The organism is Rhodothermaceae bacterium (genome assembly GCA_009838195.1).
In the GTDB taxonomy this organism is placed as follows: Bacteria; Bacteroidota; Rhodothermia; order Rhodothermales; family Bin80; genus Bin80.
In genome coordinates this window covers 1-25,114 of sequence record VXSC01000002.1, presented here as the reverse complement: position 1 = coordinate 25,114, position 25,114 = coordinate 1, and the positions used below count along the sequence as shown (strand labels likewise).

Below are 25,114 nucleotides of genomic sequence, written 5' to 3'. Positions count from 1 at the left end.
CCATTTTACTCTTCCGCGGAATATGCCTAACGAAGCGGGCTAAGCTCGGGCCCTGAACCGAGCCCCCCCTCTTTATCAATCTGGAAAAACGCCCGGATTGCGGTGCCGCACAGGACTCCCACGAGGCCACCAAACCTCCATTCTAGACGAATTGTTCTTGGTCAAGCACTGGCATTCGACAAGTCTCCTGGATATATTTCCAGAAATATGTTATCTTAATGTAAAGTTAATGTTACTAAAATGTAAAACTTGATCCATATGGCTTGAGCCAGCCCGCTGAAATCGAGTGTATCATGACCCGTATCACTGTACTGTTTTATATCCTCATTGGCCTCAGTGTCAACGCATGTATCGCGCCTCAATCGACGTTGCATGAACCTCCCCATGTTGATATGAAGCCTCCAAAACTGATCAGTATGGTGGAGAACATCCAGCAAATCACACACAACGGGGCAGATAATCAGCATGTGTTCGTATCCTTTGTTGTGGATCAAAGCGGACAGGTCGTGAACCCCGTTGTTACTCAGGATACGGAGGAGGTTATCAAACAGAAAGCGATCCAAGCCCTCCAATATGTTCGCTTCGCTCCCCGACACGTTGAATCCCAGCCTGCCAGCGTAGAAATGACGATGCCCGTATCTTTTCGTGGAAACGAAAATCTGCCGGACCTATCTGATTTTCTAGACCAGATCCCGATCCTCCTCGGCAGCATGGAAAGCCTAGTTAACGAGATTCAGTATCCTGAACGAGCGAGGCGGGCAAGCCTCGAAGGACGTGTGACAGTCGCCTTCATTATTGATGAAAATGGATATGTCCGCTTCCCTACAGTGACCCAGGGCCTGGGCGCAGGGTGCGATGAAGAGGTTTTACGGGCAGTCCAATTAGCGCGCTTTTTACCTGGTCAACTCAATGGCACTCCCGTCAATGTCATTACCTCCTTAACCTTTGTCTTCCTATTGACCTGAGTCGGCACTTTGTGCCTCCATCTAGACATCGACCTGCTTGACGAGTGGACTCATTAATGTAGGATTCAGCAAGAACTGGTAGCCTCTTCTCCTAACTACTCTGGCGCTGAATCACATCAACGCCAGACTCTGTGCCTACAATCACTTCGGTTGCAAGACCAACAAACAATCCATGGTCCAGAACGCCTGGCAAGTCTAACAATTCACGACTAAGTCCCGCCGGATTGTCAATCGGGGGAAACTCAGCATCAATCACCCAGAACCCCTGATCCGTAACGATGGGGCCATCTTTACGTAACCCCAAACGTATCGATGCACGGGCCCCCATGTGCTGGAGCGTACGCAAAATAACCGGTGCTGCAAGTGGAATGATCTCAATCGGTACGGGCGCTGTCGTACCTAGTTGCTTCACTAGTTTGGAAGGATCCACCAAGATCACGAATCGGCTGGCTTGGCTGGCAACAATTTTCTCACGCGTGTGTGCCGCCCCCCTTCCTTTGATTAAATCAAGTTCTGGACTTACCTCGTCTGCACCGTCAAAAGCAATATCCAGTTTCCCTTGCACATCATCAAACGTACAAACGGGAATTCCATGTTTTCGTGCTTCCAGCTCGGCCGAGCTGGAAGTGGGGATCCCTCTGACTTGCAAACCATCTTCGAGAATCCTCTTTCCGATGGCAGCAAGCGCAAACGCTGTGGTTGAACCCGTGCCAAGCCCAATGGTCATGCCATGCTCCACGTGACGAGCGGCTTCTTCACCAGCCCGTCTCTTGGCTAAATCCTGATCCATTACTCGTGACGCAGAGATTCAATTGGATCAAGGCTCGCTGCCTTGTATGCGGGATAGACACCAAATACCATCGCGATCAATGTAACACCAAGTACGGCACCAATCGCCCACATCCACGGAAATACGAAAGACACGTCAAAAAATTGCCCCACAACATTTCCACCCAAAACCCCGACTAGAATACCGGTAATCCCACCAACCTGACATAGAAAGATAGCTTCATACAGGAACTGGCTCAAAACATCACGTCGACGTGCGCCAACCGCCTTACGTACTCCGATTTCTTTCGTGCGCTCAGCAACCGATACGAGCATAATATTCATGATACCGATACCTGCAGAAAGAAGCGTAATCAAGCCAACAACGGCTCCCCCTAGCTTCACCTGGCCTGTAAAACCGGTAACCTGATCCAGGAATGCTTCCGAACTCTGAACCTCAAAATTATTCTCCTCGCCAGGCTCGACATTTCGGACGACCCTGAAGATTCCTATCGCTTCCTCCATTGCCTCGTCAATTACATCCATACTACGAGTCTCCACCTTGATCTCTATGTTGCGCTGTGCGGCACTGTAGGACTGTATCATATTTGTAATGGGAACCAGTGCCAGGATATCAACATTGCTGCCGAAAACATCACCTTTCTCCGCCAGCACGCCGACAATCTGATAGCGTTTCCCACCAATCACAATGGATTTCCCCACCGGGTTAATATTCGGAAAAAGCTGTTCACCAATATCGTACCCGATGACCGCAACGTCTCGCCCTAACTCTACGTCGAGTTCCGTCATATTTCGACCCTGGCCAATATCGAATCCATTCGTAGAGACCCAGTGCTCATTCACACCGAGTTTCTCAATGATGTTTTCTGTCTTACGATCTCCATAACGGCCTTCTACAGGGCTCCATAATTGCATGGTAGGACTGACGGCAGAAGGGAGCCGTGCCCGTTCGGCATACTTAACCATGTCATCGTACGTGAGATTTCGTCGTGCACGAAATCTGGAACTGGATTGATTAAAGCCATCGGTTCTGGAGACGGTGAACGTCGTTGCTCCGAAAGACTCAACGGCGTTCACCAGCCTTGTCTCCACGACCTGTACGGCGGTCACTGCCACAATAATGGCAAAGACGCCTATAACAATACCCAATAAAGTGAGCGTTGAACGCAGCTTATGGCTGCGTACTGCATCCCAGGCCAGACTTACGAATTCGAGGTTTATCATCAGCTATGTCGAAGGGCTTCAATAGGATCCATTCGAGCAGCATTCCAAGCAGGTACGACACCAAATATCACGCCAACGCCCACACATATTCCAAACGCAAGAAGGACGGTACCTGACGCAAATGATGCCGGTACGAATTGATTAATGATCTGCGTCACGCCGATGGATAGGAGGACTCCAGTGAGCCCAGCGGCAATGCACACTAGTACGGCCTCAATCAGAAACTGTGAAAGTATAGCCCGACGGCTAGCTCCCACAGCCTTACGCACCCCGATTTCCTTGGTACGTTCCTTCACGGTTACGAACATGATGTTCATTACACCAATTCCTCCCACAACCAATGCAAGTCCCGTCAAAAATATGCCAATCATGTAGACAACCGTCTTGACAGCTGCTAATTGCTCTCGGAAAGCCTCTGTCTTATTCACCTCGAAATTATTTTCCTCCATTGCATCAAGTCCTCGGGCGGCTCTCACGATTCCAGTCAATTCTTCTTCAAGTAGTGGTACCGTTTCACTAGATTCTGCATTCACCTTAATCGTTACACTCCGAAAGCGCCCAAAATGCCGCTCGAAAGTTCTGATTGGCATCTGCGCCTGTTCATCAAATGAAAACATTCCAAAGAACTTGCCCTGCTCTTCCAGCACTCCGATGACTTCAAACCTCTTTCCACCGATCCTGATTGTCTTTCCAATCGCTTCTTCACTCGGGAACAGCGATTCATTTACAGAATGGCCGATTACGACAACATTGCGACCGACTAGATTATCAAGTTCATTATACCATCGCCCCTCTGAAAGCTTTACGTCATCGACACTTGCAATCTCTGGGGTAGATCCCTGAATAAATACACCGTATAATGCGCGATCACGATAACGTATTGGACGGCCTGTCTGTACTAGAGGAGCTACGGCAACTGCATACTCCGACCGATCACGGATGTACTCTGCCAAATCTGCCCGTAAATCGGGCCGAGACCAGTGACGAGACCTCAATCTTGGCTCTGTAAACCAGCCTGTTTTTTCAATATAAACTGCGTTGGTGCCCAACAGAGCTAGCGATTTATCCATCGCGTTCTCTAGTCCATTGATGACTGTGATCATTGCTGTCACGGTCACAATTCCGATGACAATGCCAAGCATAGTCAGCCCGCTACGTAGGCGATTCGTACTTAGAGAACGCAGAGCAATGAATAAGCTCTCCCAGGTTTCTACGAAAAAACGGATCACAGCAAGTACCTCATGTTCTCTCCCATGCTAATGCCTACGCAGTTTGGGTAATCGTGTTGCGAAATATCCCAGTTTCTCTGTGTTTGACTCCTGAACTGTGCGGAATCATTGGAACCTTTGGACACTTGATACAATCATTGCGTAGAAGAAGCACTTCTTTTTATGCGTTTTTTATGAGTAAACTTAAAATTTCCGTCGAATTCCTGCGATTTCTGCAGATGCGCAGGAAGTATTGGCTAACACCGATTGTAGTGGTTTTGTTGCTGTTGAGCATTCTGATTGTTTTGACACAGGGCTCGGCACTGGCACCATTTATCTACTCTCTGTTTTAACTGCATTTCTGCGTAACCAAGCTCCAATACTAAGATCCAACCTGTACCTTCGCTGATGGGACAGATCATTGCAATTGCTAACCAAAAAGGCGGTGTGGGAAAAACGACCACTGCCGTCAATCTTGCAGTTTCACTTGCAGTGCTGGAGAATTCTACCTTGCTGGTCGACCTAGATCCCCAGGCTAACTGTACGTCAAGTCTGGGATATAATGCCAAAGAGGTCCGCCCCTCTGTCTATGAGGTAATCATTGGAAAGAATTCTCCTGATGATATCCTACGCACGAATGAAGAAGTCCCTCATCTAGATTTACTTCCTGCGAATATCAACCTGGTAGGTGCAGAAATTGAGCTCATCAGTGTCCGAGATCGTGAACAGCTTCTGAAAAAGTCGCTCGTAGACCTGACAGAAAAGTATGACTATATCATTATTGATTGCCCGCCATCGCTTGGACTCTTAACCGTCAACGCACTGACGGCCGCCAAAAGCGTGATTATCCCTGTACAAGTAGAATACTTTGCTCTTGAAGGACTGGGACTACTACTCAACACAATCAAAATCGTACGAGGTGGACTCAACCCGGATCTTGAAATAGCGGGGGTCCTCTTGACGCTTTATGATTCACGCCTACGGCTCTCCAAACAGGTTGCAGCAGAGGTGAAGCGTTATTTCGGTAACCAAGTATTCCGGACTATCATCCATCGGAATGTGACGGTTGCAGAAGCACCCAGCTTTGGGAAACCCGTCCTGCTCCATAGTGCCACCAGCACTGGAGCCCGTAATTATCTGGCCCTCGCCCGAGAGATGATACAACGCCTCTCCACTACCAATACAAAACCCCCTAACTTTACTTCACCATCGAATAGCTAGAGTGTCTGCTAGAAAATGTAGCAGAACCTTAAATTACGGTGGTTGCCCTGACGTACGTTGTCAGTGCGTCCCATATTAACCTTATTCCCGTTTGCATATGACAAACCCAAAGTCTGTCCTTGGACGTGGACTGGATGCAATTCTTAGTAATGACGGGCAACTGCGCTCCGAAGAACATGCGCATTCGCTTGTCGGAGGCATTTTTGAGCTCCCTGTAGGTTCGATCAAACCGAACCCGTTCCAACCCCGACAGGAATTCAATGAAGAAGCTCTTGAATCACTCTCGCAGTCAATTGCGCAGTTGGGCATTATTCAGCCAATCACAGTTCGTGCAACCAGGGGAGATGAGTTTGAACTCATCAGCGGTGAGAGGCGGCTGAGGGCCGCAAAGTTAGCTGGTCTGGAAGAAATTCCGGCATACATCCGCCCAGCCAAAGACGTGCGGATGCTGGAGATGGCCCTGGTTGAAAATGTTCAGCGCGAAGAGCTGAACCCGATTGAGGTTGCTCTGGGATATCGAAGACTCATCGAGGAATATGGTTTGACCCAGGAGGAAGTCGCTCAGCGAGTCGGAAAACAACGCTCCACCATCGCTAACTTTTTACGCCTTCTCCACCTCCCCCCACGGGTCCAGATTGGGCTCCGGGAGGGTGTCGTTACACCCGGCCATGCCCGTGCGCTGCTCTCGCTCCGTGACGATCGTGCAATCAACCGGCTTTTTGGAGAAACTCGACGCAAGAACCTCAGTGTACGTGACGTTGAACATCGGGTAAAGCTCCTTTTGCGCCAACCTGATACATCGAAGAAACACACTCCTCCCTCCTCGGTGTACCTTGCCCAATTTGAAAATAAACTCCGAAAGCACTTGGGGACAAAAGTTCAGATCATAGATAAGGCCAAAGGAAGCGGCCGAATTGAAATTCACTACTATTCGGAAGAAGATCTATCCCGCATCGTTGAGTTACTTGAAGGGACCGGTTGATTTATGGTTCACCCGCTCCTGAAAGCAATCTTCTTCGTGTGTCTGTTTCTGTGGATGATCGGACCAGTGCCGGCAACTGGGCAACCGGATACAACGGTAATCATGCCTGATTTCCATCATCCAGATCCGCGTTCAGCTTTGCGTCGTGCATTCGTACCAGGATGGGGACAACTGTATAACCGCGAGTATTATAAAGTCCCCATCGTATACGTGGGACTTGCAGCTTTTGTGGGCTCTGCCCTGTTGGTGAACCGGCGATATCGGCTGTATCGACATGCATATCTCTTTACAGCACGGACCAATCCGGATGGCACTCCGATATTTCCTGAGTATGAAAGTGACTATTCGGAGCTTCTGCGCGTCTTAGAGTTAAGTTCTGAATCGATTCTCATGCCTGACGAAGTCGCAGCACGCCGTGCCCGACTCCAACCCCAATTCCGTGCACAGCGAGATGTGCTTCGACGGAACAGGGATCTATTGTACCTTGGCACCATTGCCTGGTACGGGTTCACTGTTATAGATGCCTATGTGAGCGCACATTTGGCAGAATTTGACGTAAACGAGTCTTTGACTGCCCGGGTGACTGGGGGGCCGCAGCAGATTGGGTTAACACTCACTTGGTAAACCTCCATGGCATCCATCATCTACGCATTTCGTGAGCAGGCCCCTCTAAAGAGAGATTTTATGAATGAGGCAACCTTGCTTCAACGGCAGGGTCACCAGCGAATAAAGACCAAATTCGGTGACATGTTCCAAGATCCGAGCCTTGGACAGCCGGGGGAGAATTTCATCCTGAACCGTTTTTCCCAGCCAGAATAGAATCGTATGCTTCTCATATTCCCGCACCCTGATAGTTGGTTGCTGCCATCTCATTCATTACTGCTTCAAACCAGGCAATATATCGAGTTCTTAATTCCAGAATCCATCCTGTTTTCCCGACTCGCCATCACCCTCCATGATTAATTCGAACGATACTCTTCCCGCAGAGCCGACCATATTTGAGAAGACGCGGGCTTTCATGGCGCCCGGTGCCTTGATCAATGAAGTAAAAGATGCCGGACTCTATCCCTACTTTCGCGCAATTTCGCGCAGCGAGGGAACACGGGCATTTATTGATGGCCGTGAGCTCATTATGGCAGGATCAAATAACTATCTCGGATTGACCAGTGACCCACGTGTCAAGGCAGCTGCGAACGAGGCAATCGCCCGGTACGGTACAGGTTGTACCGGAAGCCGTTTTCTGAACGGAACGCTCGATATCCACCTGGAGCTTGAAGCACGACTTGCAGCCTTTATGCAAAAAGAGGCCTGCGTTCTTTTCTCAACCGGTTATATGACGAATATGGGGGTAATCCAGGGGATTACTTCAAAGAACGATCTAATTTTTTCGGATAAGGATAATCACGCCTGCATTGTAGCCGGGACACAAGTGAGTACAGCAAACTGCTGGCGCTATCGTCATTTTGACATGAACCACCTGCGGCGGCTTCTCGAAAAAGCCGAGGCAGAACAGCCCGAAGCTGATAAACTCATTGTTACGGATGGAGTCTTCTCAATGAGTGGTCGAATTGCTCCAGTCCCCGAATTAGTAAAACTTGCCGATGAGTTTGGTGCTGCTCTTATGCTGGATGATGCCCATGCGGTGGGCGTCATTGGTCCAGGGGGTAAAGGATCCGCGGCGTACTTCGGGTTAGGTAATGAGGTCCCCCTTACTACGGGCACTTTTTCGAAGAGCTTTTCCTCTTTAGGGGGCTTTGTCACCGGAGATAACGACGTGATTGAATATATCCGGCACACAGCTCGTGCACACATCTTCAGTGCTTCTATGCCCCCCAGTATGGTGGCCACCGTACTCAAGTGTCTGGACATTCTTCAGGAAGAAACATGGCGGCTTGATCGACTGTGGCAAATTTCTGACTATATGCGGGAAGGGTTCCGTAGTGCTGGTTTTGATGTTTGGACCAGTGAAGCTCCGATCATTCCGGTAGTGATCGGCAATGATATGATGACTGCATTTCAATTCTGGACAGACTTACTTGAGGAGGGCGTATTTGTGAACCCCGTGATCCCGTGGCGGGGTGCCGTACCGCGTGGACTGAATATCATGCGCACATCTTATATGGCTACACACACCGATGAAGATCTGGACAGAATCCTTGAGGCCTTCTATCGTGTGGGACAAAAGCATGGAGTGCTGGACAACCATGCAATCTAGCGTATGCCGGCTTCTCCTTCGTGCGTGATTCGACCGGTTCAGTCACGACGGGATCTGAAGCGCTTTATCCAGTTCCCGTATGATTTCTATCGAGGCAACCCGTTCTGGGTGCCTCCACTTCGTATCGATCAACTTGAGACCCTAAACCCACGAAAAAATCCATTCTTTGAGCATGGCCGGATGCAACTCTTCCTTGCACTCGATACCAAAGGGCATGTTTTAGGACGAATTGCGGGGATCATCAATGGTATGCACTTGAAAACGCATGCTGATGATGCCGGATTTTTTGGATTCTTCGAGACTCAAGAGGACTTTGGGATTGCTGAAGCCTTGTTGGATGCCGCAGCTTCCTGGCTTCGGGAGCAAGGGATGCGAACCATTCGTGGACCCGTGAACCCCTCCCTGAATGATACATCCGGGCTTCTGGTTGACGGGTTTGATCGGGTCCCCTCAATCATGATGGCATACAACCCGCCCTATTATGAGGATTATCTCCATCGCTGGGGGTTTTCCCGCGTCATGACTTTGTGGGCCTACTACATTCACCGTAAGCACGTCGCAATTGAACGCTTGAGACGAGGAGCCGCCATTGTCCGTCGCCGAAACCCAGGCCTGTCACTGCGCACATTGGATATGTCACGCTTTGACGAGGAGGTAGCGACCGTACGGGAGATCTTCAATGAGGCTTGGTCTGATAACTGGGGATTTGTGCCTGCTACCGATCATGAATTTTCTCATCTGGCCAGTGCAATGAAGCAGGTCATAGATCCAAGGGTGTGTTTCTTTGTGGAAATGGATGGCAAGCCAGTGGGATTTACGGTTACCCTTCCAGATATCAATCCGGCACTGCAACGACTTCCAGACGGACGATTACTCCCTTTTGGTCTGGCTAAGTTATTGATCCTGACAAAGTTTGCCAAGGTACGGGAGTTGCGTATGCCGCTCATGGGAGTACGTAAGGCCTATCATGGTCGCGCTCTCGATGTTCTTCCTGTCCTGGAAACCATTGAAAAAGGTCCCGGCTATGGATACCTTGCATGCGAGACCAGTTGGGTATTGGATGACAATCATGTCATGAAGAATCTTTTAGATTCAATTAATGCCGCAGTAGATAAGGAATATGCGATCCTTGAAGCCGCCACGAATAAACCATCCTCCCCATGACCACCTCACCGTGGTGAGGATGATCGAAAATGAGAAGCAGGGTCGTGGGATACGATTTACGCAAATCCCATCCTAATTCAAAGCCTGTTAATCTGCGCGTGAACCAGGTCATGAGTTGCCGTCCTCACTCCATGGACCTTCGCCAGTTCGCTCCACCTTCCAAGTGAATATTTTGTCCGCCCAAGGATTTCTTCGGTTTTGGCGTCACTTATTTCAGCACGCCGCCCCAGCGCTCTAAGATGTTCCATGCTTGGCGATTTGCCCTCTCCTATCACCATAGTGCTCTGTTCCCCGCCCGGGCCATATGAGAACGTCAGATCATAGGCTGGCGAAACTTTCCACGCGCCCGTTTCATCCATGAGAAATGAAAAATTCTTGGAATGATCATCTCGGTTATGTGCCATGACGTTGAAGACCGCGTACTGGAATATTTTCTCTGACTCCCGAATGCTGCGTGTCAGATGCAGAGTGAGTTCCAGTAAGTCGTGATAATCAAGTGCTGGAATTCTATGGTCCGAATGCAATAATCCACAAGCGGTGTGCATATGCAAACGTCCGCTTTGATTTTGATCAAAGCGCTTGATCGCAAAATATCCGGCCCCCTGTTTCGCCGGAAATAGATATGTCTCGGGAATCATAAGTCCAGCTCGCCGCGCCATTTCTGAATACACAAATTCAACGGCTCCCGCATCAGGGCCATCTTGTGAATTCGCAAATTTGACAATCCATGGTTCATAGCCTTTCGGTAAAACCTGACTCCCGTGAATGATGCGCCCGGCCTTACGATTATATCCGATCAGTGCTTTTGGCCGCGCACCTGCTGATGACCCATTCAGTGCCAGAAGTTCGCCTAAAACATCCTCAGCTTCGCCTTCCAAAACACTCTGAGATTGCTCGGCAAACCAGTCAAGATCTATTCCGATTCCCTCCCCAGCTTCAGAGTGATCCGGTTCGTAGATCAATGCTCCCATACCAGCCTTGCCAACATATGCCAACCGGTCAAGCGGACTCAGCATCGGCGGCAAAATGCCTCGCTTACGCATGGCCCTGTCAAACAAAAGTCTCCCCCAACCATCTGGCAAACTATCGTTGAATACACCCGGTAGACCTTCAAAAAGTTGTGTATGGAAAGTTTGTACTCCAGGTTTTAACGGTAACCGGAAAGGGGACAGATTGAGACCTCGACGTATGAATTCTGCATCATATTCAAAATATACTTGCTGACCCCGTAGGGCTAGATGCCCCACGAGCCTGGAATTATTACCAAAATCCAGTCCAACCTTTATGTGTTGTACCGGCTCGTGCCTCATGAATGTGACCCCCGTTTGCGCATGGGGCGAGAATTGCCGGACAAAACATCGTCAATGGATGAGAACGTTTCTTGGTCCGGTGCGCTCGCCTCTACGATTTTCCTCAGACCTCCAACGACCAGCATCAGCTTCAACAAATTGTCAATCGATATAGCACCGCTTTGCTCAAATTTTCTGAGAGTACCTAAGGCGACCCCCGAACGTTCGCTAAGACCAGCTTGTGTCAGATTGAGCGCGAGGCGACGCTCTCTCATGTTTTCGGCAAGCGCTATTTTCGCTTTTGTAGGTGTAATAAATACTATCATAGTATTATTTATCTTGATAAATACATAAAAATACTATTATTTTATTATTTGTGATGTTTGAGTATATGATGAAAATCGCCAAAAGTTCGAATGCCATCCATAAAACGGACGAAAACGATATTCCCGAGGGATCCGTGTGTTGAGATGAGTCTGCTGACACAAAAAGGAGGTTTCCACAGCGCATGTAGAGATTTGGTATCTCTGTCACCGAACGTCATTCTGGGATACAATCAAACTATACTGTGGGTCGAGGGGCTACATCATCCTAGCACATCCGAAATGCCAATCTTTGGCACATCGTGACAGCACCTGAACGAGTTATTTGCTCGCGGGCCTAAACCTGTTAAACGGATTGCCCCCTCACCCACCTGAGGGATCCGTTCGAGATCACCGCCATGACCGAAGCCAGTATGTTGTATAGGATATCATGCACATCGAACACACGATTCGGCAGTACGAACTGAAGCACTTCGTCAATTGAACCCAGAGCGGTTGTAACGGCAACGACCACGATGGAGACCGTGGTGATTCGCCTTCCATGCACCGAGCGTTCCAGTAATGCCGCATAAATCAACAACGCCACTACCCCGTACATAATCACATGGATTCGCTCTTCTGGATGCTCGATGTAGGAGAGCGTTACGGAATAGAGTATCGCGATCCCTATTGCAACGACGACCTCCTTTCGACTCGGAATTGCCATCATCCCCCGAGTAACAACAGTGACAAGGAGCACACAGCAGCCGAGCAAAAACACCCCCGCACCCCAGCCGCTGGCTTGCAATAACCGAAGCCATTCTACTGTCAGGCCCAGGGTGAAGTAGATGGCTAGCACGATCAATGCTGCTGCCGTCCACAAACGCCGTTCACGTGTGAAAGCAAATGTCATCCGGTGACCCGTATTTTGATTTGTGCCCACAACATCATCTGCATGTCGTCGAATCGGGCTAGTATTTGCCGACTATTTTGCGACGAAAAAAGTTCTGCGGTCATTGTCAATCAGGATGATGACACTCTGGAATCCAGGTTTTTTTTCAGTTCGATCTTATGCCCAGTGGCTTAGATAAGTTGATCAAGGAATGAAGGGAATACGCGCGGCTCAAGCATTACAGTCAATAGTGCACCCCCGATCGCACCACCCAGATGGGCTTCATGTGCAATCCCGAACGATCTCCCACTCCTCATTGCGTAAATACTCCCCGCTACGAACAGAAACGCAAAAAGAATTGCCGGAATAGGCACAATCCCAAAGAAATAGATCATGTCGTACGGAGCAAATAACACATACGCGAACAGCACGCCACTGATTGCCCCGCTTGCCCCAACCGCATTATAGGCACTGTTGTGCCGATGCTGAACATGGGTCAGGGCATGCGCACACAATAGGGATCCCATGTACAGAATCAAATACTCTATACTTCCTAAACGGAGTTCCAGCAATGGGCCAAAGAAATACAGCGTGATCGCATTGAAAAGCAAGTGCGTCAGGGATACATGCACAAATCCCCCTGTGATATAGCGATAGGATTCTTTGGTCACCCGCGTCGGCCGAAACCCCAGACGATCAATCAAAAGTGGGTTCCCAAAGAGAGCAAACCCACTCACCATTACGATGGAGACGAGTAGCAGTAGTGTGATCGGGGCATCCAATCCGAAAAACATCAGGCAGTTACACCCATGAGACTTCGAAACAATACCGCTCCATCGCAGCCTCCCAAGACATTCTCGGCAGCACGCTCCGGATGAGGCATCATGCCCAACACGTTTCCTTCCCGATTGACAATCCCCGCAATATTATTGGATGACCCATTGGGATTTGCCCCTGGTGTGACCTCACCCTCCGGTGTTGTATACCGGAATACGACCTGTCCATTACGCTCTAATTCAACCAATTCCGACGCCTCCGCAAAGTAGTTTCCCTCGCCGTGAGCCACAGGAAGCCTCAGGATCTGTCCCAATTCTGCGGTGCTCGTAAAGGGAACATCAACATTGTCCGTACGCAGGTGCACCCACTTGCAAACAAACCGAACCGAGGCGTTAGAAAGCAACACACCCGGCAGGAGTCCACATTCACACAGGATTTGGAACCCGTTACAAATTCCAAGGACAAGGCCTCCCCGTTCTGCAAAACGCACCACGCTGTCCATAATGAATGAAAACCGAGCGACGGCTCCCGCACGGAGATAGTCTCCATAGGAAAAGCCACCAGGCACAATCACCAAGTCAACCGGCGGTAGATGGCGCTCTTTGTGCCAGATGAAGGTCGTCTCAAGACCAAACACATGTCGTGCAACGTGATAGGCGTCGTGGTCACAATTTGAGCCTGGGAAAACAATGACGCCTACTCGCATCGGCCCTGTTAGTCTTTGATCAATTCTAACTCAAGAATGATCTCAACATCATGCCCTACGACAAACCCCCCGGCTTCCGTCAGTCGATCCCAGGACAGATTGAATTCTTTCCGGTTGACCGTTGCGGTTGCCTCGAATCCAGCGCGTTCCGAGTCGCCCATCGTGGCGGTTCCAAGAAACTCGCCTTCCAGGACAATAGATTTGGTTACATCTCTGATGGTCAGGTCCCCGGCTAAAAGGAATTCATCGCCATCAACTTCCGTAACTCCCGTGCTGGTAAACGTCATGTTTGGAAACTCTTCCGCTCCAAAGAAATCATCCGAGCGCAAATGATTATCCCGACGTTCATTCCCCGTATCAATGCTTGTGGTTTCGATGGTGGCATCCACCGCCAAGGTACTCAAATCAGTACCATCCATTAAGATTTCTGCATCGTAGGTAAGGAATTCACCGCGAACATTCGAAATACCCAAATGGCGCACCTTAAACGAGATACTCGAGTGGGCTACATCAATAGACCAGGATGAGGGCTCTTCTGTGGGGATTGAAAAAGCCACAAGAAGTAGGGAAGCGAAAAGCAAAGCGCGAATTTTCATCGGATGTGGTAGATGGCTGGAAAAACGCTGTAACTCGGATCCTGCACTTAGGATTCCCGCCTGTCGGATCAACATTTTACGCACAAAATCGTTCTTTCCCGATATTTCATCTGCTCATGATTCCACGCGAACTTTTCGCCAAGATTCGGCGAATAGAAATACGTACGAAAGGCCTGGTGAATAACGTTTTCGGTGGAGAATACCATTCGGCCTTTAAGGGGCGTGGCATTGAATTTTCTGAGGTGCGCTCCTATCAGTTTGGAGATGATATTCGAACCATTGACTGGAATGTGACCGCACGGACGGGCGAAGCTTTCGTGAAAATCTTTGAAGAAGAGCGTGAACAGACATTATTGCTTGTAGTGGATATCTCAGGATCCAGCGATTTTGGAAGCCGTGACAAGTTTAAACGGGAGATTGCTGCAGAGATTTGTGCAGTCCTGGGGTTTAGCGCCATCAAAAACAACGATAAGGTCGGGCTCTTGCTATTCTCGGATCAGGTCGAACTCTTTGTGCCGCCAAAGAGCGGACGTCGACACGTACTGCGCCTCGTGCGTGACCTGTTTGCTCACAAGCCACAGTCTTCCGGCACCGCACTGCAAAGCGCTCTGGATCATATCCTGCATGTTATTCGCCGTCGATCCATCGTACTGCTGGTGAGTGATTTCTTTGACGAAGGCGAAGGCTTCGAGCGATCACTACGGATGGTCTCACGTCGGCATGATACCGTTGCAGTGCACCTCACGGATCCCAGAGAACAGGTACTTCCCCCATTGGGCCTTGTGACCCTGTACGACCCCGAAACCAATCAGTCCCGGTCACTGGACACGGGAAGCCGAGCAGTACGAGACACATTTCAACATTCCTCGACACAAACACATGAGCGGCTCAAAGTACTTTTTCGTAGAGCACGTGTTGATTACGTTGAAATCAAGTGCGGAGAAGACTTCGTGGATCCACTGGCGAAATTTTTTCGTGCACGTGCGCAGGTTGCCTGATGAGTAGATTGTATCTGTACGTCACACTGGCTTTATCAACCGCCTTTGTGAGTCAACTTGACACCGCGCAGGCACAACGTGTGGATGCCTATCTATCTGAGGACAGTGTCTACGTGGGAGATCGTTTTACCCTTACTCTGATCGCCTTGCACGGGTTTGATGAGATGCCCTCGTTCCCGAGTACCGATTCCGCTTTTGGTGATATCCTTCCCGTTGATCTCATATCGGCCGGTACACGGTTCATGGATGCGGATATACGCCTAGACAGCGCCGTATACGAGGTGACTACGTTCGCTCTGGATACTGCCCGCTTAGCACCACTCATCATCGGGTTTGGCGGTAATACGGTAACCGCTGCCACACCTGAACGGGAGTTACGTGTAACATCTCTGGTTCCACAGGATGCCGCAGGGATCCGCGATATGGCATCTCCTGTCGAATTTGGCCGTCCCCTATGGCCATACGTGCTTCTTGGTTTTGCTGTCCTGATTGTAGCCGCCCTGACTTGGTACATGATCTGGCGGCGGCGACAACCTGATCCCCTTCCGGTGACTGAGATGGAAGACTTTGATCTGCCTTCCCCTTCCGCCGTCGCTCTAGAGCGCCTGAGTGCACTCGAGAACACTCCGCTTACCAAGCGAGTACAGGTAGAAGCCTATTATGTAGAACTTTCGGATACCCTGCGCACTTATGTAGAAGATCGGCTGCTGATTCCAGCACTGGAATCCACAACAACGGAGCTCATCCAGGATCTGGTTCATCCAAATGTTCAGCATCAAATCCCTGCAGGCATCCCGGAGCAACTGAATCAAATCTTGTCTCTTTCTGATCTGGTTAAGTTCGCAGATGTAACCCCTTCAATCCCTGAGGGCCGAACTGCATTAGAGGAAGCCGTAACCGTTGTTCAGCGTATTGAAATCAAGTTTGATCAGCGCGCTGCGAGCGAAAAATTTGTGAAAGCTGGTTCGTGATCATGGAGTTTGCTCAGCCACAATGGTTATTTCTCTTGATCCTGGTCCCTGCCTATGGGCTGTTGAGCTGGTTCCGAAGCCGACGTACGCCAGGGCTTGTCTTCAGCAATACAAGAGCAGCACAAAACGCTCCGCGTGGACTTCGGGTTTATGCCTCTATCCTGCCACCATTGCTTCGCATGGGAGCTATGGCGCTGTGCATATTGGCACTGGCGCGTCCCCAGATTCGGGAAGTAACCCAAGAGCGTTATGCGGAAGGTGTCGATATTGTCCTCGTCCTGGATACGTCCACCAGTATGCGTGCAGAGGACTTTAGACCGAACCGCTTCGAAGCTGCCCGTGAGGTCGCCTCTGAATTTATTGACGGACGAATGTCGGACCGAATTGGTCTGATCGTGTTTGCAGCAAAAGCCTACACGCAGGCACCACTAACCCTGGACTATCAGTTCCTCCAACGTATGCTGGCCGAGGTAGAGGTCGGAATCATTCAAGATGGCACAGCGATTGGGACCGCACTGGCTACGGCAGTAAACCGGCTGAAAGATACCGTTGCAGAGAGTAAAATCATCATTCTGCTAACCGATGGGCAAAATAACCGCGGAGAAATTGACCCGGTAACAGCTTCCGAGGTTGCAGCGACACTGGGAGTCCGTATCTATGCGATTGGTGTAGGAGCCTATGGAGAAGCTCCGTTTGTCGTTGACCGTCCCTTTGGAGGGAGACAGCGCCAGATGGTGCCGGTGGAAATTGACGAGGATATGCTGCGTTCAATTGCTCAGGGAACCGGTGGGCAATACTTTCGCGCCACGAATGAAGAGGCACTCCGTGAAATCTATGGACAGATCGGTGAATTGGAGAAAACCGAGATCGAAACGCGTATTTATACAGACTATGAGGAACGCTACATTCGTTTCTTATTTCCTGGACTACTTCTTGTCCTGATTGAAATTTTTCTCAACACAACATTACTCCGACGCTTCCCCTGATGGCCTGGCTTTATGAGTCACATCTTTGGATACTCTGGGCGGTGCCCATTGTGATTGCGCTCAGTCTTTATGCGGCCTGGAGACGCCGTGCATTGCAAATCCGCTTTGGAGATATTGCGCTCGTGCGCAGGCTCTCCAAAAGTGTCAGCGGACGACGACGGCGCTACAAAGCCTCAATCATGGTGACCGCTGTTGCACTGCTGTCCCTTGCGCTTGCTGGACCTCAGGTAGGCACGCAGTTGCGTGAAATCAAGCGGGAAGGAATTGATCTGGTCATCGCACTGGATGTATCGGCCTCGATGCTGGCCGAGGATGTGGCACCGAACCGATTAGGCCGAGCGCGCAATGAAATTAAACGACTCCTGAGTGAGCTCCGTGGTGATCGTGTTGGACTGGTCATCTTTGCTGGAGATGCTTTTATCCAGTGCCCTCTGACAACGGACTACAGTGCTGTACGTCTGTTTCTTGATGTTGCAAACCCAGACCTCTTACCCACTCCCGGCACAGATTTTGGTGCAGCTATGCAAATGGCTATCCAAGCCTTTGATGCGCCTTCAGCCACCATTGACTCGGAAGCAACCCTATCCAAAGCACTCCTGATTGTATCTGATGGGGAAAACCACGTTGCTGAGCTGGACGAAATCCTGGCAACTGCACGGGATGAAGGGATCACTGTGTTCACTGCCGGAGTTGGTGATATGGATGGGGCGCCGATCCCTGTGTACAACGCAACCGGGCAGCGTACAGGGTACAAACGAGATCTTGAGGGACAGATTGTCCATTCCCGCCTTGAAGAGGCGGGGCTGAAAGCATTGAGTGCGGATGGTGCCTACTTTCAGGTTGCCCGCACATCAAGCTCTCTTTCTCAATTGATCCCTGCACTCGAGGGACTGCACCAGGTCGGCTTTGCAGAAGAAGAGTTTGAAGACTACGATCTTAAATACCAATGGCCTTTGGCACTGGCTTTATTGTTGTTATGTGTCGATGGACTGGTTACTGTCCGTCGATCCCCAGTTAAGAAACAGGAAATTTAAACCCGATGACATTGACCGCGATTTTCGGAATTTCCCTGGCAATGATTCAAGTAATCCCTGGATCTGGCCCGAAACAGCACGGCAGAGCTGGTAATGACCATCTCAAGCAGGAGCAATACGAAGAAGCAGAGGTTGCGTATCAAGAGGGACTTTCATCCTATCAACCTTCCGAAGGAATTGACCAGACTTATTACGGACTCCAAAATAATCTAGGCCTGAGTCTGCATCGACAGGAAAATTTTGAAGATGCTAGCCGCGCATTTGAAGAGGCTTTGGCCCATGCCCCAAATGCCGACGCTGTTACCAAATCAGCATTTAATGCTGGCAATAATGCATTCACCCGTCAGCAGCTGGAAAGAGCCCTGGAACACTATCAAACCGCTTTACTGGCAGATCCAGACAATGAAGATGCAAAATTTAATTTTGAATTTGTAAGCAGGCAGTTACAACAGCAGCAAGATCAGCAGCAGGAATCGGGCGGGGACGAGCAGCAAGAAGATGAACAAAACGAAGACCAGGAAGGAGAACAGAACGAGGAGCAAAATGAAGACCAACAAGGTGAACAAGAGCAGGAGCAGCAACAGGAGCAGAACGATCAAGGGCAGGATGATTCAGAGCAACCTGATCAACAAGACGAGCAGAATCAACCTCGTGAAGCTCCTCTGACACGGGAACAGGCCGAACGTATCCTTGAAGCACTCGAGAATGAGGAGGAAGAGCTTTTGCGGGAAGTACAAAAAATAGAAGGACGCCCCAGGCGTGTAGCAAAAGACTGGTGACTCCATGCGGTGTATACTCTTCTTGGTCGGACTCGCCATCACAGCCCACATTTCGGTTGCACAGACCGTCTCTGGGTTAGTCTCTTCCCCCACGATCGGCAACCAGGAAACCGTAGCCTACACGTTGGAGATCTCTGGAGTGGATGCTTCCGAGATCGTGGATCCCAGTGCTCCTGATGCCGAAGGGCTTGTACTGGTTTCCCCCTCAGCCTCACGTGGAACTAGTATCTCCATCACGAACGGGCGCGTCTCCCGTAGCGTGAGCTATACCTGGCACTACCGACCTGAGCAAGAAGGAGATGCGCGGATTCTGGAAGCCAGTGTAACCATTGGGGATGAAAATTATAGTGCGCCTGCGGTTTCAATCACGGTCGTCCCACAGGCGCAGAGACCGAGGCCGCAGCGGCGCTCTCCCTTTGGAGGATTTAGTCTGTTTGATGATCCAGTCCCTGCAGCACCTCCCCCGGAGGTGACCGAACAGGACATCTTTATTCGTGCACGTCAAAGTGGTCGAGAAGCCTATCTGAATGAACAGGTCACCCTTGACTACCAGCTGTATTTCCGACCGGGAACCTTGCCCCGTAACAGCCGCCAGTCTGATTCCTGGGATGCAGAAGGATTCTGGCGCGAAGAACTGGATCTTTCTGAGAATCCGACACCAGAATTAGTTGTCGAGAATGGGATCCGCTATCAGATGGTTTCGATCCGGCGGGTTGCGGTTTTCCCTACGCGACCGGGAGAGCTTTCCATTGATCCGCTCAAGATTGCAGCGGAAGTGCAATCCCCGGATGCAGATCCATTCAGCAGCCCTCTGTTTTCACGTACGTACTCGACGGTTGAGCGAGCTTCTCCCACCATAAGCATCACCTCCAAAGCACTTCCACCCGGAGCACCGGATGGGTTCTCTGGTGCGGTGGGGCAATATTCACTCAGTGCGGAGCTCAGTCAGACTGAACTGGAAGTCGGTGAGGCGCTGCAGCTCACGGTAGCTGTCGAAGGGCTCGGGAATATCGCACTGATTGAAGCTCCGCAGCCTGACCTCCCCGGCATCTTCGAGGTCTATGATCCCGAGGTCAATATCTCAAAAACGGAAAGTGGAGGATTGATACGAGGACAAAAAGCCTTCACATGGCTTCTGATCCCACGCTCGAACGGGACCTTTCAGGTTCCACCCATTCGATTTGTTTTTTTTGATCCGTCACGGGAAGAATATGTTGTCCGTACTGTTGATCTAGATCCTGTTACCATTACCGGTACCGCTCCTGCTGCGGTTGCTGTCACGTCTACGGCCTCGGGATTTCCGGTAGATGATATTGCGCTTCTGAAACGAGATCCCCGGTGGACCACCGTGAACCGTACGCCCCTTCATCATCACCCCTGGTTTTATCTACTCCTGTTGATTCCTGTGCTTGGACTTAGTGTTACGGCTGTATTGAGACGTCGAGTTACACGTCTTGCTACAGATACTGCCTGGGCCCGAAACCGCAGAGCCCATCCTTTTGCCCGTAAGCACCTCAAGAACGCGAAAAAACTCCTCGAAGAAGGGAACCCGGATAAATTTTACGCTGCACTGGAGCAAGCTGTACTCGGCTTTCTTGGGAATCGTCTGAATATTTCCGAGCGAGGACTGACCAGGCCTCAACTTGCCAATCTACTGGCTGAAGCTGGGCTTCCAGCCGATAGGCAACAGGAACTGATCCAGTTTCTTGATGCCTGTGACGCCGCGCGGTTTGCCCCCATACCTCCAGAGTACTCCGAGATGGAAGAACACCTTACGCAAGCGAGTCAAATTTTGAGCTCAATTGCCGATGAACTTGAAACTGTCAATCAATGAAGTGCGGTGTGAATTTCTTCCTGACTTTCATGATCTGCCATGGACTGGCACAGGCCCAACAGTTGGAGGATGCCCTCCGTGTCTTTGATGAAGCGAATCGCCTTGTTGAGTCCGGTGCTTATGAAAACGCGATTGATCAATACCACGCTGTGATTGAAACGGGCTATGAGAGTGGCGCCCTCTACCACAACCTCGCGGGTGCCTACTACCGCCTCGATGAACTCGGAGAGGCCGTGCGATATTATGAGCGTTCCCGCCGATTGCTGGGAGACGATCCCCAGCTCCTGCATAACATTCAGATCATAGAGTCACGTGTTCAGAGTCCATTTTCCCAACTCCCGACCCCATTCTGGCGAGCATGGTGGAATCAATTGTTCGGGCAGTACTCGGCGCTCCCATTTCTGAGTATCGGGATCAGCTTGTACCTGATCTCCTGCCTGTTGTATGCTCAGTTACTCTGGTCAAGAATACGAAGTAGTTGGCATCGACGGGCACGCGCGGGCGCCCTTGCTTCGGGGCTTACCCTGCTACTGATCGCGGTAGTGATCTCCAGTGAGCGAAACTCAATACAAGGTGCATCTATTCTGGAACCTACAACAATGACCACGGAGACTGGAAGCATTGAAGTCCCTGAAGGAGTCAAAGTCACGCTGGTTGGTGAGGCGGTGGCAGGCACCGAAGTCCGTCTCCCAAACGGAGTACAGGGATATGTGGACGCGAATATTCTTGGTGAGTTCTGAGATTTAGCGCTCAGAACTCTTCCAGGAAACTATTGGAGATAAACGTAGCGGCACTCCGAGATGCTTGTCCAGCGGTTGTGTCTTTATGTGAAGCTGACCCGCGTAGATTCAGATGGATATTCCCCAGGCAAATTCATCCGAATACACCTGATGAATCGCTGTCCAGGATTCCCTGCCGTCCAGAGCAGACGACCGGTAAGGGACTCACTTGACAACGGACGCATACAGCGCATCCAGTGATGCGCAAAGCGTGTCCACCAGAAACTCCACCTCCTCCGCTGTAAGAATCAGTGGTGGCGAAATCCCAATCGTATTCCCCATCGCCCGCAGAATTAAACCCCGACGGATAGCTTCCGCCCGAAGTTTCACACCCATCTGATCAGAATCGGGGAATGGTGCACGCGTGTCCTTGTCAGCAACAAGCTCAACACCCGCAACCATCCCTATACCACGTACCTCTCCGACAAGCGGATGCGGTGTCACACGCTCCCGCAATCCTTCCTGAAGCAAAGGCCCAACCGTGCGGACGTGGGATAGGATATCATCCTCCTCATAGATCTTCAAGCACTCCAGTGCCACAGCGGCAGACACGGGATGCCCCGTATACGTCATGCCATGGGCAAAAAGACCAACCTGATCACTCCCGGACTCCAGCGCATCATACACCTTCTGGTTTACCATGACACCAGAGATTGGGAGATAGGAAGCCGAGAGTGCTTTGGCCGTGATCAGCATATCCGGTTGCATACCAACCGTCTGACTTCCCCACATATTACCGGTCCGGCCAAACCCACAGATCACTTCATCTGCAACCAAGAGTACATCATGTTTCTTCAGCACACGCTGGATCTCCTCGAAATAACCTTCAGGTGGAAGAATTACACCCCCAACTCCCATGATGGGCTCCGCAAAAAATGCTGCGACCGTTTCCGGGCCCTCTTCCATGATCTGAGCATCCAACTCTGAAGCTAAACGGGAACTGAATTCCCTCTCCGATTCACCCTCGTGAGCGAACCGGTAGTAATGAGGCTTGGTTGTATGTAGGAAGCCGGGAAGGGGGAGATCGAACAGCTTATGGTTCTTGGGCAATCCAGTCAGGCTCGCAGACGCAATCAGCGAACCATGATATGCATCCCGCCGGGCAATAATCTTTTTCTTTTGTGTACGGCCAAGTGCATTATTGAGGAACCAGATCATCTTTACGGCCGAGTCTATGGCCTCTGATCCAGAGTTCGCAAAAAATACCCTGGCCATGGGAACCGGAGCTATCTGGAGCAGCTCCTTTGCCAGAGCGATACCAGGCGGATGACTCGCCGAAGCAAACATGTGCATAAAAGGCAGCTTCTGTAACTGCCGGTATGCCGCATCCACCAGACGCTGTTCGCTAAATCCGAGCGATGCCGACCATAACCCCGCTATACCCTCCAGGAGACGATTGCCATGCTCATCATAGACCCAGGCTCCCTCCCCATGCGTAAACACCATGGGCTCGTGGGTACCCAATGATGTGAAGGGATGCAAAACAGACGAACGGTCCTGCAGTGAAACCGCAGTCGGCTTCGATTCCGGTGTAGCCATGCTTCAATGCCTTACGCTAGAAACGTACGCATACAGAGAAAAAACTCGAAGCTTACAGGGACTCCCTTGCCTGCTCAAGCGTCTTATATATTTTTATGATTTGAGTAAATCCACTAATCTCAAAAACCTCCTGTACCGCAGAAGACAAGCCACAGATCAAGAATTGTCTGGGGGCACTATACAATTTGGCCAACTCAAGTACAACCCGAAGTCCTGCACTACTGATGTAATCAAGGCTGACAAAATCCAAGATCAGGGCACGATCATCTCCCTCAAGCTCTCCAACAACCGTTTCCTTGAATAGCAGCGCATTGCGGCTGTCTACCCGGCCGTTGAGCAGTGCAACTCTGATACCATCTTCGAATTCCCAAGTTATATTAAGACTCATAATAGTTTACTGATCTAAATCAAAGGCAAAATAGCCACAACTTTTACCCGCTACCCGTAAAGTAGCACGAAAGACACGATACATGTCTCCATCCTGGCCTCGAACCCCTTAGGTAAACCTTTGTTGCATTGGAGGAAGTTGTTTTCTTGATCCCTGAATCAATTGATGACGAAGTCTCAGTATCTAGTTACGGCACGCAAATACCGCCCACAGCGTTTTGGGGACCTCGTGGCACAGGCACATGTTGCGCAGGCGCTCATTAATGCCCTCCGGCTGGAACGGGTTGCTCATGCCTACCTTTTTACTGGTCCCCGTGGTGTTGGAAAAACAACCGCCGCCAGGATCCTTGCCAAAGCGATCAACTGTACGGGAAACCAGAACGATGAAGTCGAGCCCTGCCTGAAATGCCCTTCGTGTGAGGATTTTGAAACACAGCGGAGCCTGAGCATCTTTGAGATTGATGCCGCCTCCAATAACAAGGTAGAAGATATCCGGGATCTACGTGAAAACGTTCGGATCCTGCCACAGGGAGGTCGCCGCAAGGTCTACATCATTGATGAAGTGCATATGCTCAGCAATGCAGCCTTTAATGCACTTCTAAAAACCCTGGAGGAACCGCCTCCACATGTACTGTTCATTTTTGCGACTACAGAACCTCACAAAGTTCTTCCAACTATTCTCTCCCGCTGTCAGCGTTTTGACTTTCGGCGTATCCCCACAAATGAGATCGTACGTCATCTAACGACCATCTGCAAAAGTGAAGAGATCACCGCGGATGAAGATTCACTCCACTTGATTGCCAATAAGGGAGATGGTGCTCTGCGCGATGCACTGAGCGTCTTTGATCAAGCAGTTGCTCTCTGCGGATCAAACTTGAATTATTCCACGCTGGCGGATGCTTTGCGTGTCGTGGATGTGGACCTGTATTTCGAGGCTACCCGGCACATCACCGAACAGAAAACGGGCGCCATACTTAGCCTTGCTGAGCAAATTATCTCGGACGGATATGATATCCGGGAATTTCTTGGCGGCCTGGCAGAGCATGTGCGCAATCTTTTAATCACGATTACATTGGGGGAGAATGCACTGGTTGACATAAGCAAGAACCTCAGAGGCCGTTATACCGAGGCGGTAAAAGGGTTTACGGAAACCACACTGCTTCGGCTACTGATGGTGATTGACGAAACCCAGGCTAGGCTTCCAGTATCTACATCCCCGCGACTGGCAGTAGAGCTGGCCCTCGCCAAGATGACACACCTAGGAGAAAGTGTCGACCTGTCTGAAGCTCTGGAACAGATTCGTCGACTCGAGTATGCGGGGCGGGGCTCACAGCCAACGCGTGCGCCTCAAGCACCTGCCCCCCTCCCCACTCAACCAGCACCGGCCCCCACCGGACTGAACAGCCAACGACGCGGCGCCCCGGCGCCGGGGTACGAGAGGAGGGCTAGAGGACGGGGACAGAATAATGGGGAGGGA

General features: G+C 50.5%; 25 protein-coding genes. 14 read left to right on the top strand and 11 right to left on the bottom strand.

What is annotated here, in order from left to right; translation table 11 throughout:
- The first annotated feature begins 293 nt into the window (after positions 1–293).
- Positions 294–965, top strand: coding sequence for a TonB family protein (locus tag F4Y64_00155; protein MXX96021.1), 672 nt, complete (start codon positions 294–296; stop codon positions 963–965).
- 91 nt (positions 966–1,056) lie between these two features.
- On the opposite strand, the gene rpiA is transcribed toward F4Y64_00155, so the two are convergent.
- From rpiA to F4Y64_00140, 3 genes are read right to left on the bottom strand one after another with little or no spacing between them, the layout of a single operon-like run.
- Positions 1,057–1,755, bottom strand: coding sequence for a ribose-5-phosphate isomerase RpiA (gene rpiA, locus F4Y64_00150; GenBank protein MXX96020.1), 699 nt, complete (start codon positions 1,753–1,755; stop codon positions 1,057–1,059).
- Positions 1,755–2,978, bottom strand: coding sequence for an FtsX-like permease family protein (locus F4Y64_00145; GenBank protein MXX96019.1), 1,224 nt, complete (start codon positions 2,976–2,978; stop codon positions 1,755–1,757). The genes rpiA and F4Y64_00145 overlap by 1 nt, the downstream gene beginning before the upstream one ends.
- Complete coding sequence (locus tag F4Y64_00140; protein MXX96018.1) at positions 2,978–4,207, bottom strand: FtsX-like permease family protein; 1,230 nt, start codon at positions 4,205–4,207, stop codon at positions 2,978–2,980. The genes F4Y64_00145 and F4Y64_00140 overlap by 1 nt, the downstream gene beginning before the upstream one ends.
- Positions 4,208–4,594: 387 nt before the next feature.
- On the opposite strand from F4Y64_00140, the gene F4Y64_00135 reads away from it, so the two are divergent.
- The 5 genes from F4Y64_00135 to F4Y64_00115 all read left to right on the top strand — a co-directional run bounded on the left by F4Y64_00135 (position 4,595) and on the right by F4Y64_00115 (position 9,768).
- The gene (locus F4Y64_00135) at positions 4,595–5,407 is read left to right on the top strand and encodes a ParA family protein (protein MXX96017.1); all 813 of its coding nucleotides are present in this window, start codon (positions 4,595–4,597) and stop codon (positions 5,405–5,407) included.
- A 97-nt stretch (positions 5,408–5,504) separates the two neighbouring features.
- Positions 5,505–6,389: a ParB/RepB/Spo0J family partition protein gene (locus F4Y64_00130; protein MXX96016.1), complete on the top strand. Its 885-nt coding sequence runs from the start codon at positions 5,505–5,507 to the stop codon at positions 6,387–6,389.
- 102 nt (positions 6,390–6,491) lie between these two features.
- Positions 6,492–7,013 (top strand): hypothetical protein, encoded by a 522-nt coding sequence (locus F4Y64_00125; GenBank protein MXX96015.1) that lies wholly within the window; start codon positions 6,492–6,494, stop codon positions 7,011–7,013.
- Between the two features lie 331 nt (positions 7,014–7,344).
- A complete protein-coding gene (locus F4Y64_00120; GenBank protein ID MXX96014.1) occupies positions 7,345–8,604 on the top strand; it encodes an aminotransferase class I/II-fold pyridoxal phosphate-dependent enzyme in 1,260 nt (419 codons plus the stop codon).
- A gap of 3 nt (positions 8,605–8,607) precedes the next feature.
- A complete protein-coding gene (locus F4Y64_00115; GenBank protein ID MXX96013.1) occupies positions 8,608–9,768 on the top strand; it encodes a GNAT family N-acetyltransferase in 1,161 nt (386 codons plus the stop codon).
- A gap of 77 nt (positions 9,769–9,845) precedes the next feature.
- Here the strand turns inward: F4Y64_00115 and F4Y64_00110 are convergent, their stop codons facing one another.
- From F4Y64_00110 to F4Y64_00085, 6 genes are all read right to left on the bottom strand, one after another.
- On the bottom strand, positions 9,846–11,078 hold the full coding sequence (locus F4Y64_00110) for a type II toxin-antitoxin system HipA family toxin (protein MXX96012.1): 1,233 nt from the start codon (positions 11,076–11,078) through the stop codon (positions 9,846–9,848).
- Entirely contained in the window at positions 11,075–11,380 is a 306-nt protein-coding gene (locus tag F4Y64_00105) for a helix-turn-helix transcriptional regulator (protein MXX96011.1), read from the bottom strand. The genes F4Y64_00110 and F4Y64_00105 overlap by 4 nt, the downstream gene beginning before the upstream one ends.
- A 346-nt stretch (positions 11,381–11,726) precedes the next feature.
- A complete protein-coding gene (locus F4Y64_00100) occupies positions 11,727–12,272 on the bottom strand; it encodes a hypothetical protein (GenBank protein MXX96010.1) in 546 nt (181 codons plus the stop codon).
- A 170-nt stretch (positions 12,273–12,442) separates the two neighbouring features.
- Positions 12,443–13,045: a rhomboid family intramembrane serine protease gene (locus F4Y64_00095; GenBank protein MXX96009.1), complete on the bottom strand. Its 603-nt coding sequence runs from the start codon at positions 13,043–13,045 to the stop codon at positions 12,443–12,445.
- A complete protein-coding gene (purQ, locus tag F4Y64_00090) occupies positions 13,045–13,734 on the bottom strand; it encodes a phosphoribosylformylglycinamidine synthase subunit PurQ (protein MXX96008.1) in 690 nt (229 codons plus the stop codon). The genes F4Y64_00095 and purQ overlap by 1 nt, the downstream gene beginning before the upstream one ends.
- Before the next feature lie 8 nt (positions 13,735–13,742).
- Entirely contained in the window at positions 13,743–14,330 is a 588-nt protein-coding gene (locus F4Y64_00085) for a polyisoprenoid-binding protein (GenBank protein ID MXX96007.1), read from the bottom strand.
- Between the two features lie 116 nt (positions 14,331–14,446).
- Here F4Y64_00085 and F4Y64_00080 point away from each other — a divergent pair, with 116 nt between their 5' ends.
- Genes F4Y64_00080 through F4Y64_00050 form a run of 7 tightly spaced genes read left to right on the top strand, consistent with a single transcriptional unit; the run spans position 14,447 to position 21,672 of the window.
- Positions 14,447–15,328, top strand: coding sequence for a DUF58 domain-containing protein (locus F4Y64_00080; protein MXX96006.1), 882 nt, complete (start codon positions 14,447–14,449; stop codon positions 15,326–15,328).
- On the top strand, positions 15,328–16,299 hold the full coding sequence (locus F4Y64_00075; protein ID MXX96005.1) for a hypothetical protein: 972 nt from the start codon (positions 15,328–15,330) through the stop codon (positions 16,297–16,299). The genes F4Y64_00080 and F4Y64_00075 overlap by 1 nt, the downstream gene beginning before the upstream one ends.
- Positions 16,300–16,301: 2 nt before the next feature.
- Positions 16,302–17,285, top strand: coding sequence for a VWA domain-containing protein (locus F4Y64_00070; protein ID MXX96004.1), 984 nt, complete (start codon positions 16,302–16,304; stop codon positions 17,283–17,285).
- On the top strand, positions 17,285–18,319 hold the full coding sequence (locus tag F4Y64_00065; GenBank protein ID MXX96003.1) for a VWA domain-containing protein: 1,035 nt from the start codon (positions 17,285–17,287) through the stop codon (positions 18,317–18,319). Before F4Y64_00070 ends, F4Y64_00065 begins: the two co-directional genes overlap by 1 nt.
- Positions 18,320–18,324: 5 nt before the next feature.
- Entirely contained in the window at positions 18,325–19,098 is a 774-nt protein-coding gene (locus tag F4Y64_00060; GenBank protein MXX96002.1) for a tetratricopeptide repeat protein, read from the top strand.
- Between the two features lie 4 nt (positions 19,099–19,102).
- Complete coding sequence (locus tag F4Y64_00055) at positions 19,103–20,932, top strand: protein BatD (GenBank protein MXX96001.1); 1,830 nt, start codon at positions 19,103–19,105, stop codon at positions 20,930–20,932.
- The gene (locus tag F4Y64_00050; GenBank protein ID MXX96000.1) at positions 20,929–21,672 is read left to right on the top strand and encodes a tetratricopeptide repeat protein; all 744 of its coding nucleotides are present in this window, start codon (positions 20,929–20,931) and stop codon (positions 21,670–21,672) included. Before F4Y64_00055 ends, F4Y64_00050 begins: the two co-directional genes overlap by 4 nt.
- A 204-nt stretch (positions 21,673–21,876) precedes the next feature.
- Here F4Y64_00050 and F4Y64_00045 read toward each other — a convergent pair whose 3' ends face one another.
- Together F4Y64_00045 and F4Y64_00040 are read right to left on the bottom strand one after the other, a co-directional pair.
- The gene (locus F4Y64_00045) at positions 21,877–23,250 is read right to left on the bottom strand and encodes an aminotransferase class III-fold pyridoxal phosphate-dependent enzyme (protein MXX95999.1); all 1,374 of its coding nucleotides are present in this window, start codon (positions 23,248–23,250) and stop codon (positions 21,877–21,879) included.
- Between the two features lie 52 nt (positions 23,251–23,302).
- On the bottom strand, positions 23,303–23,638 hold the full coding sequence (locus F4Y64_00040) for an STAS domain-containing protein (GenBank protein MXX95998.1): 336 nt from the start codon (positions 23,636–23,638) through the stop codon (positions 23,303–23,305).
- A 165-nt stretch (positions 23,639–23,803) separates the two neighbouring features.
- Here F4Y64_00040 and dnaX point away from each other — a divergent pair.
- Positions 23,804–25,114, top strand: a 1,311-nt coding sequence (gene dnaX, locus F4Y64_00035) for a DNA polymerase III subunit gamma/tau (GenBank protein MXX95997.1), incomplete at its 3' end; no start/stop codon positions are given.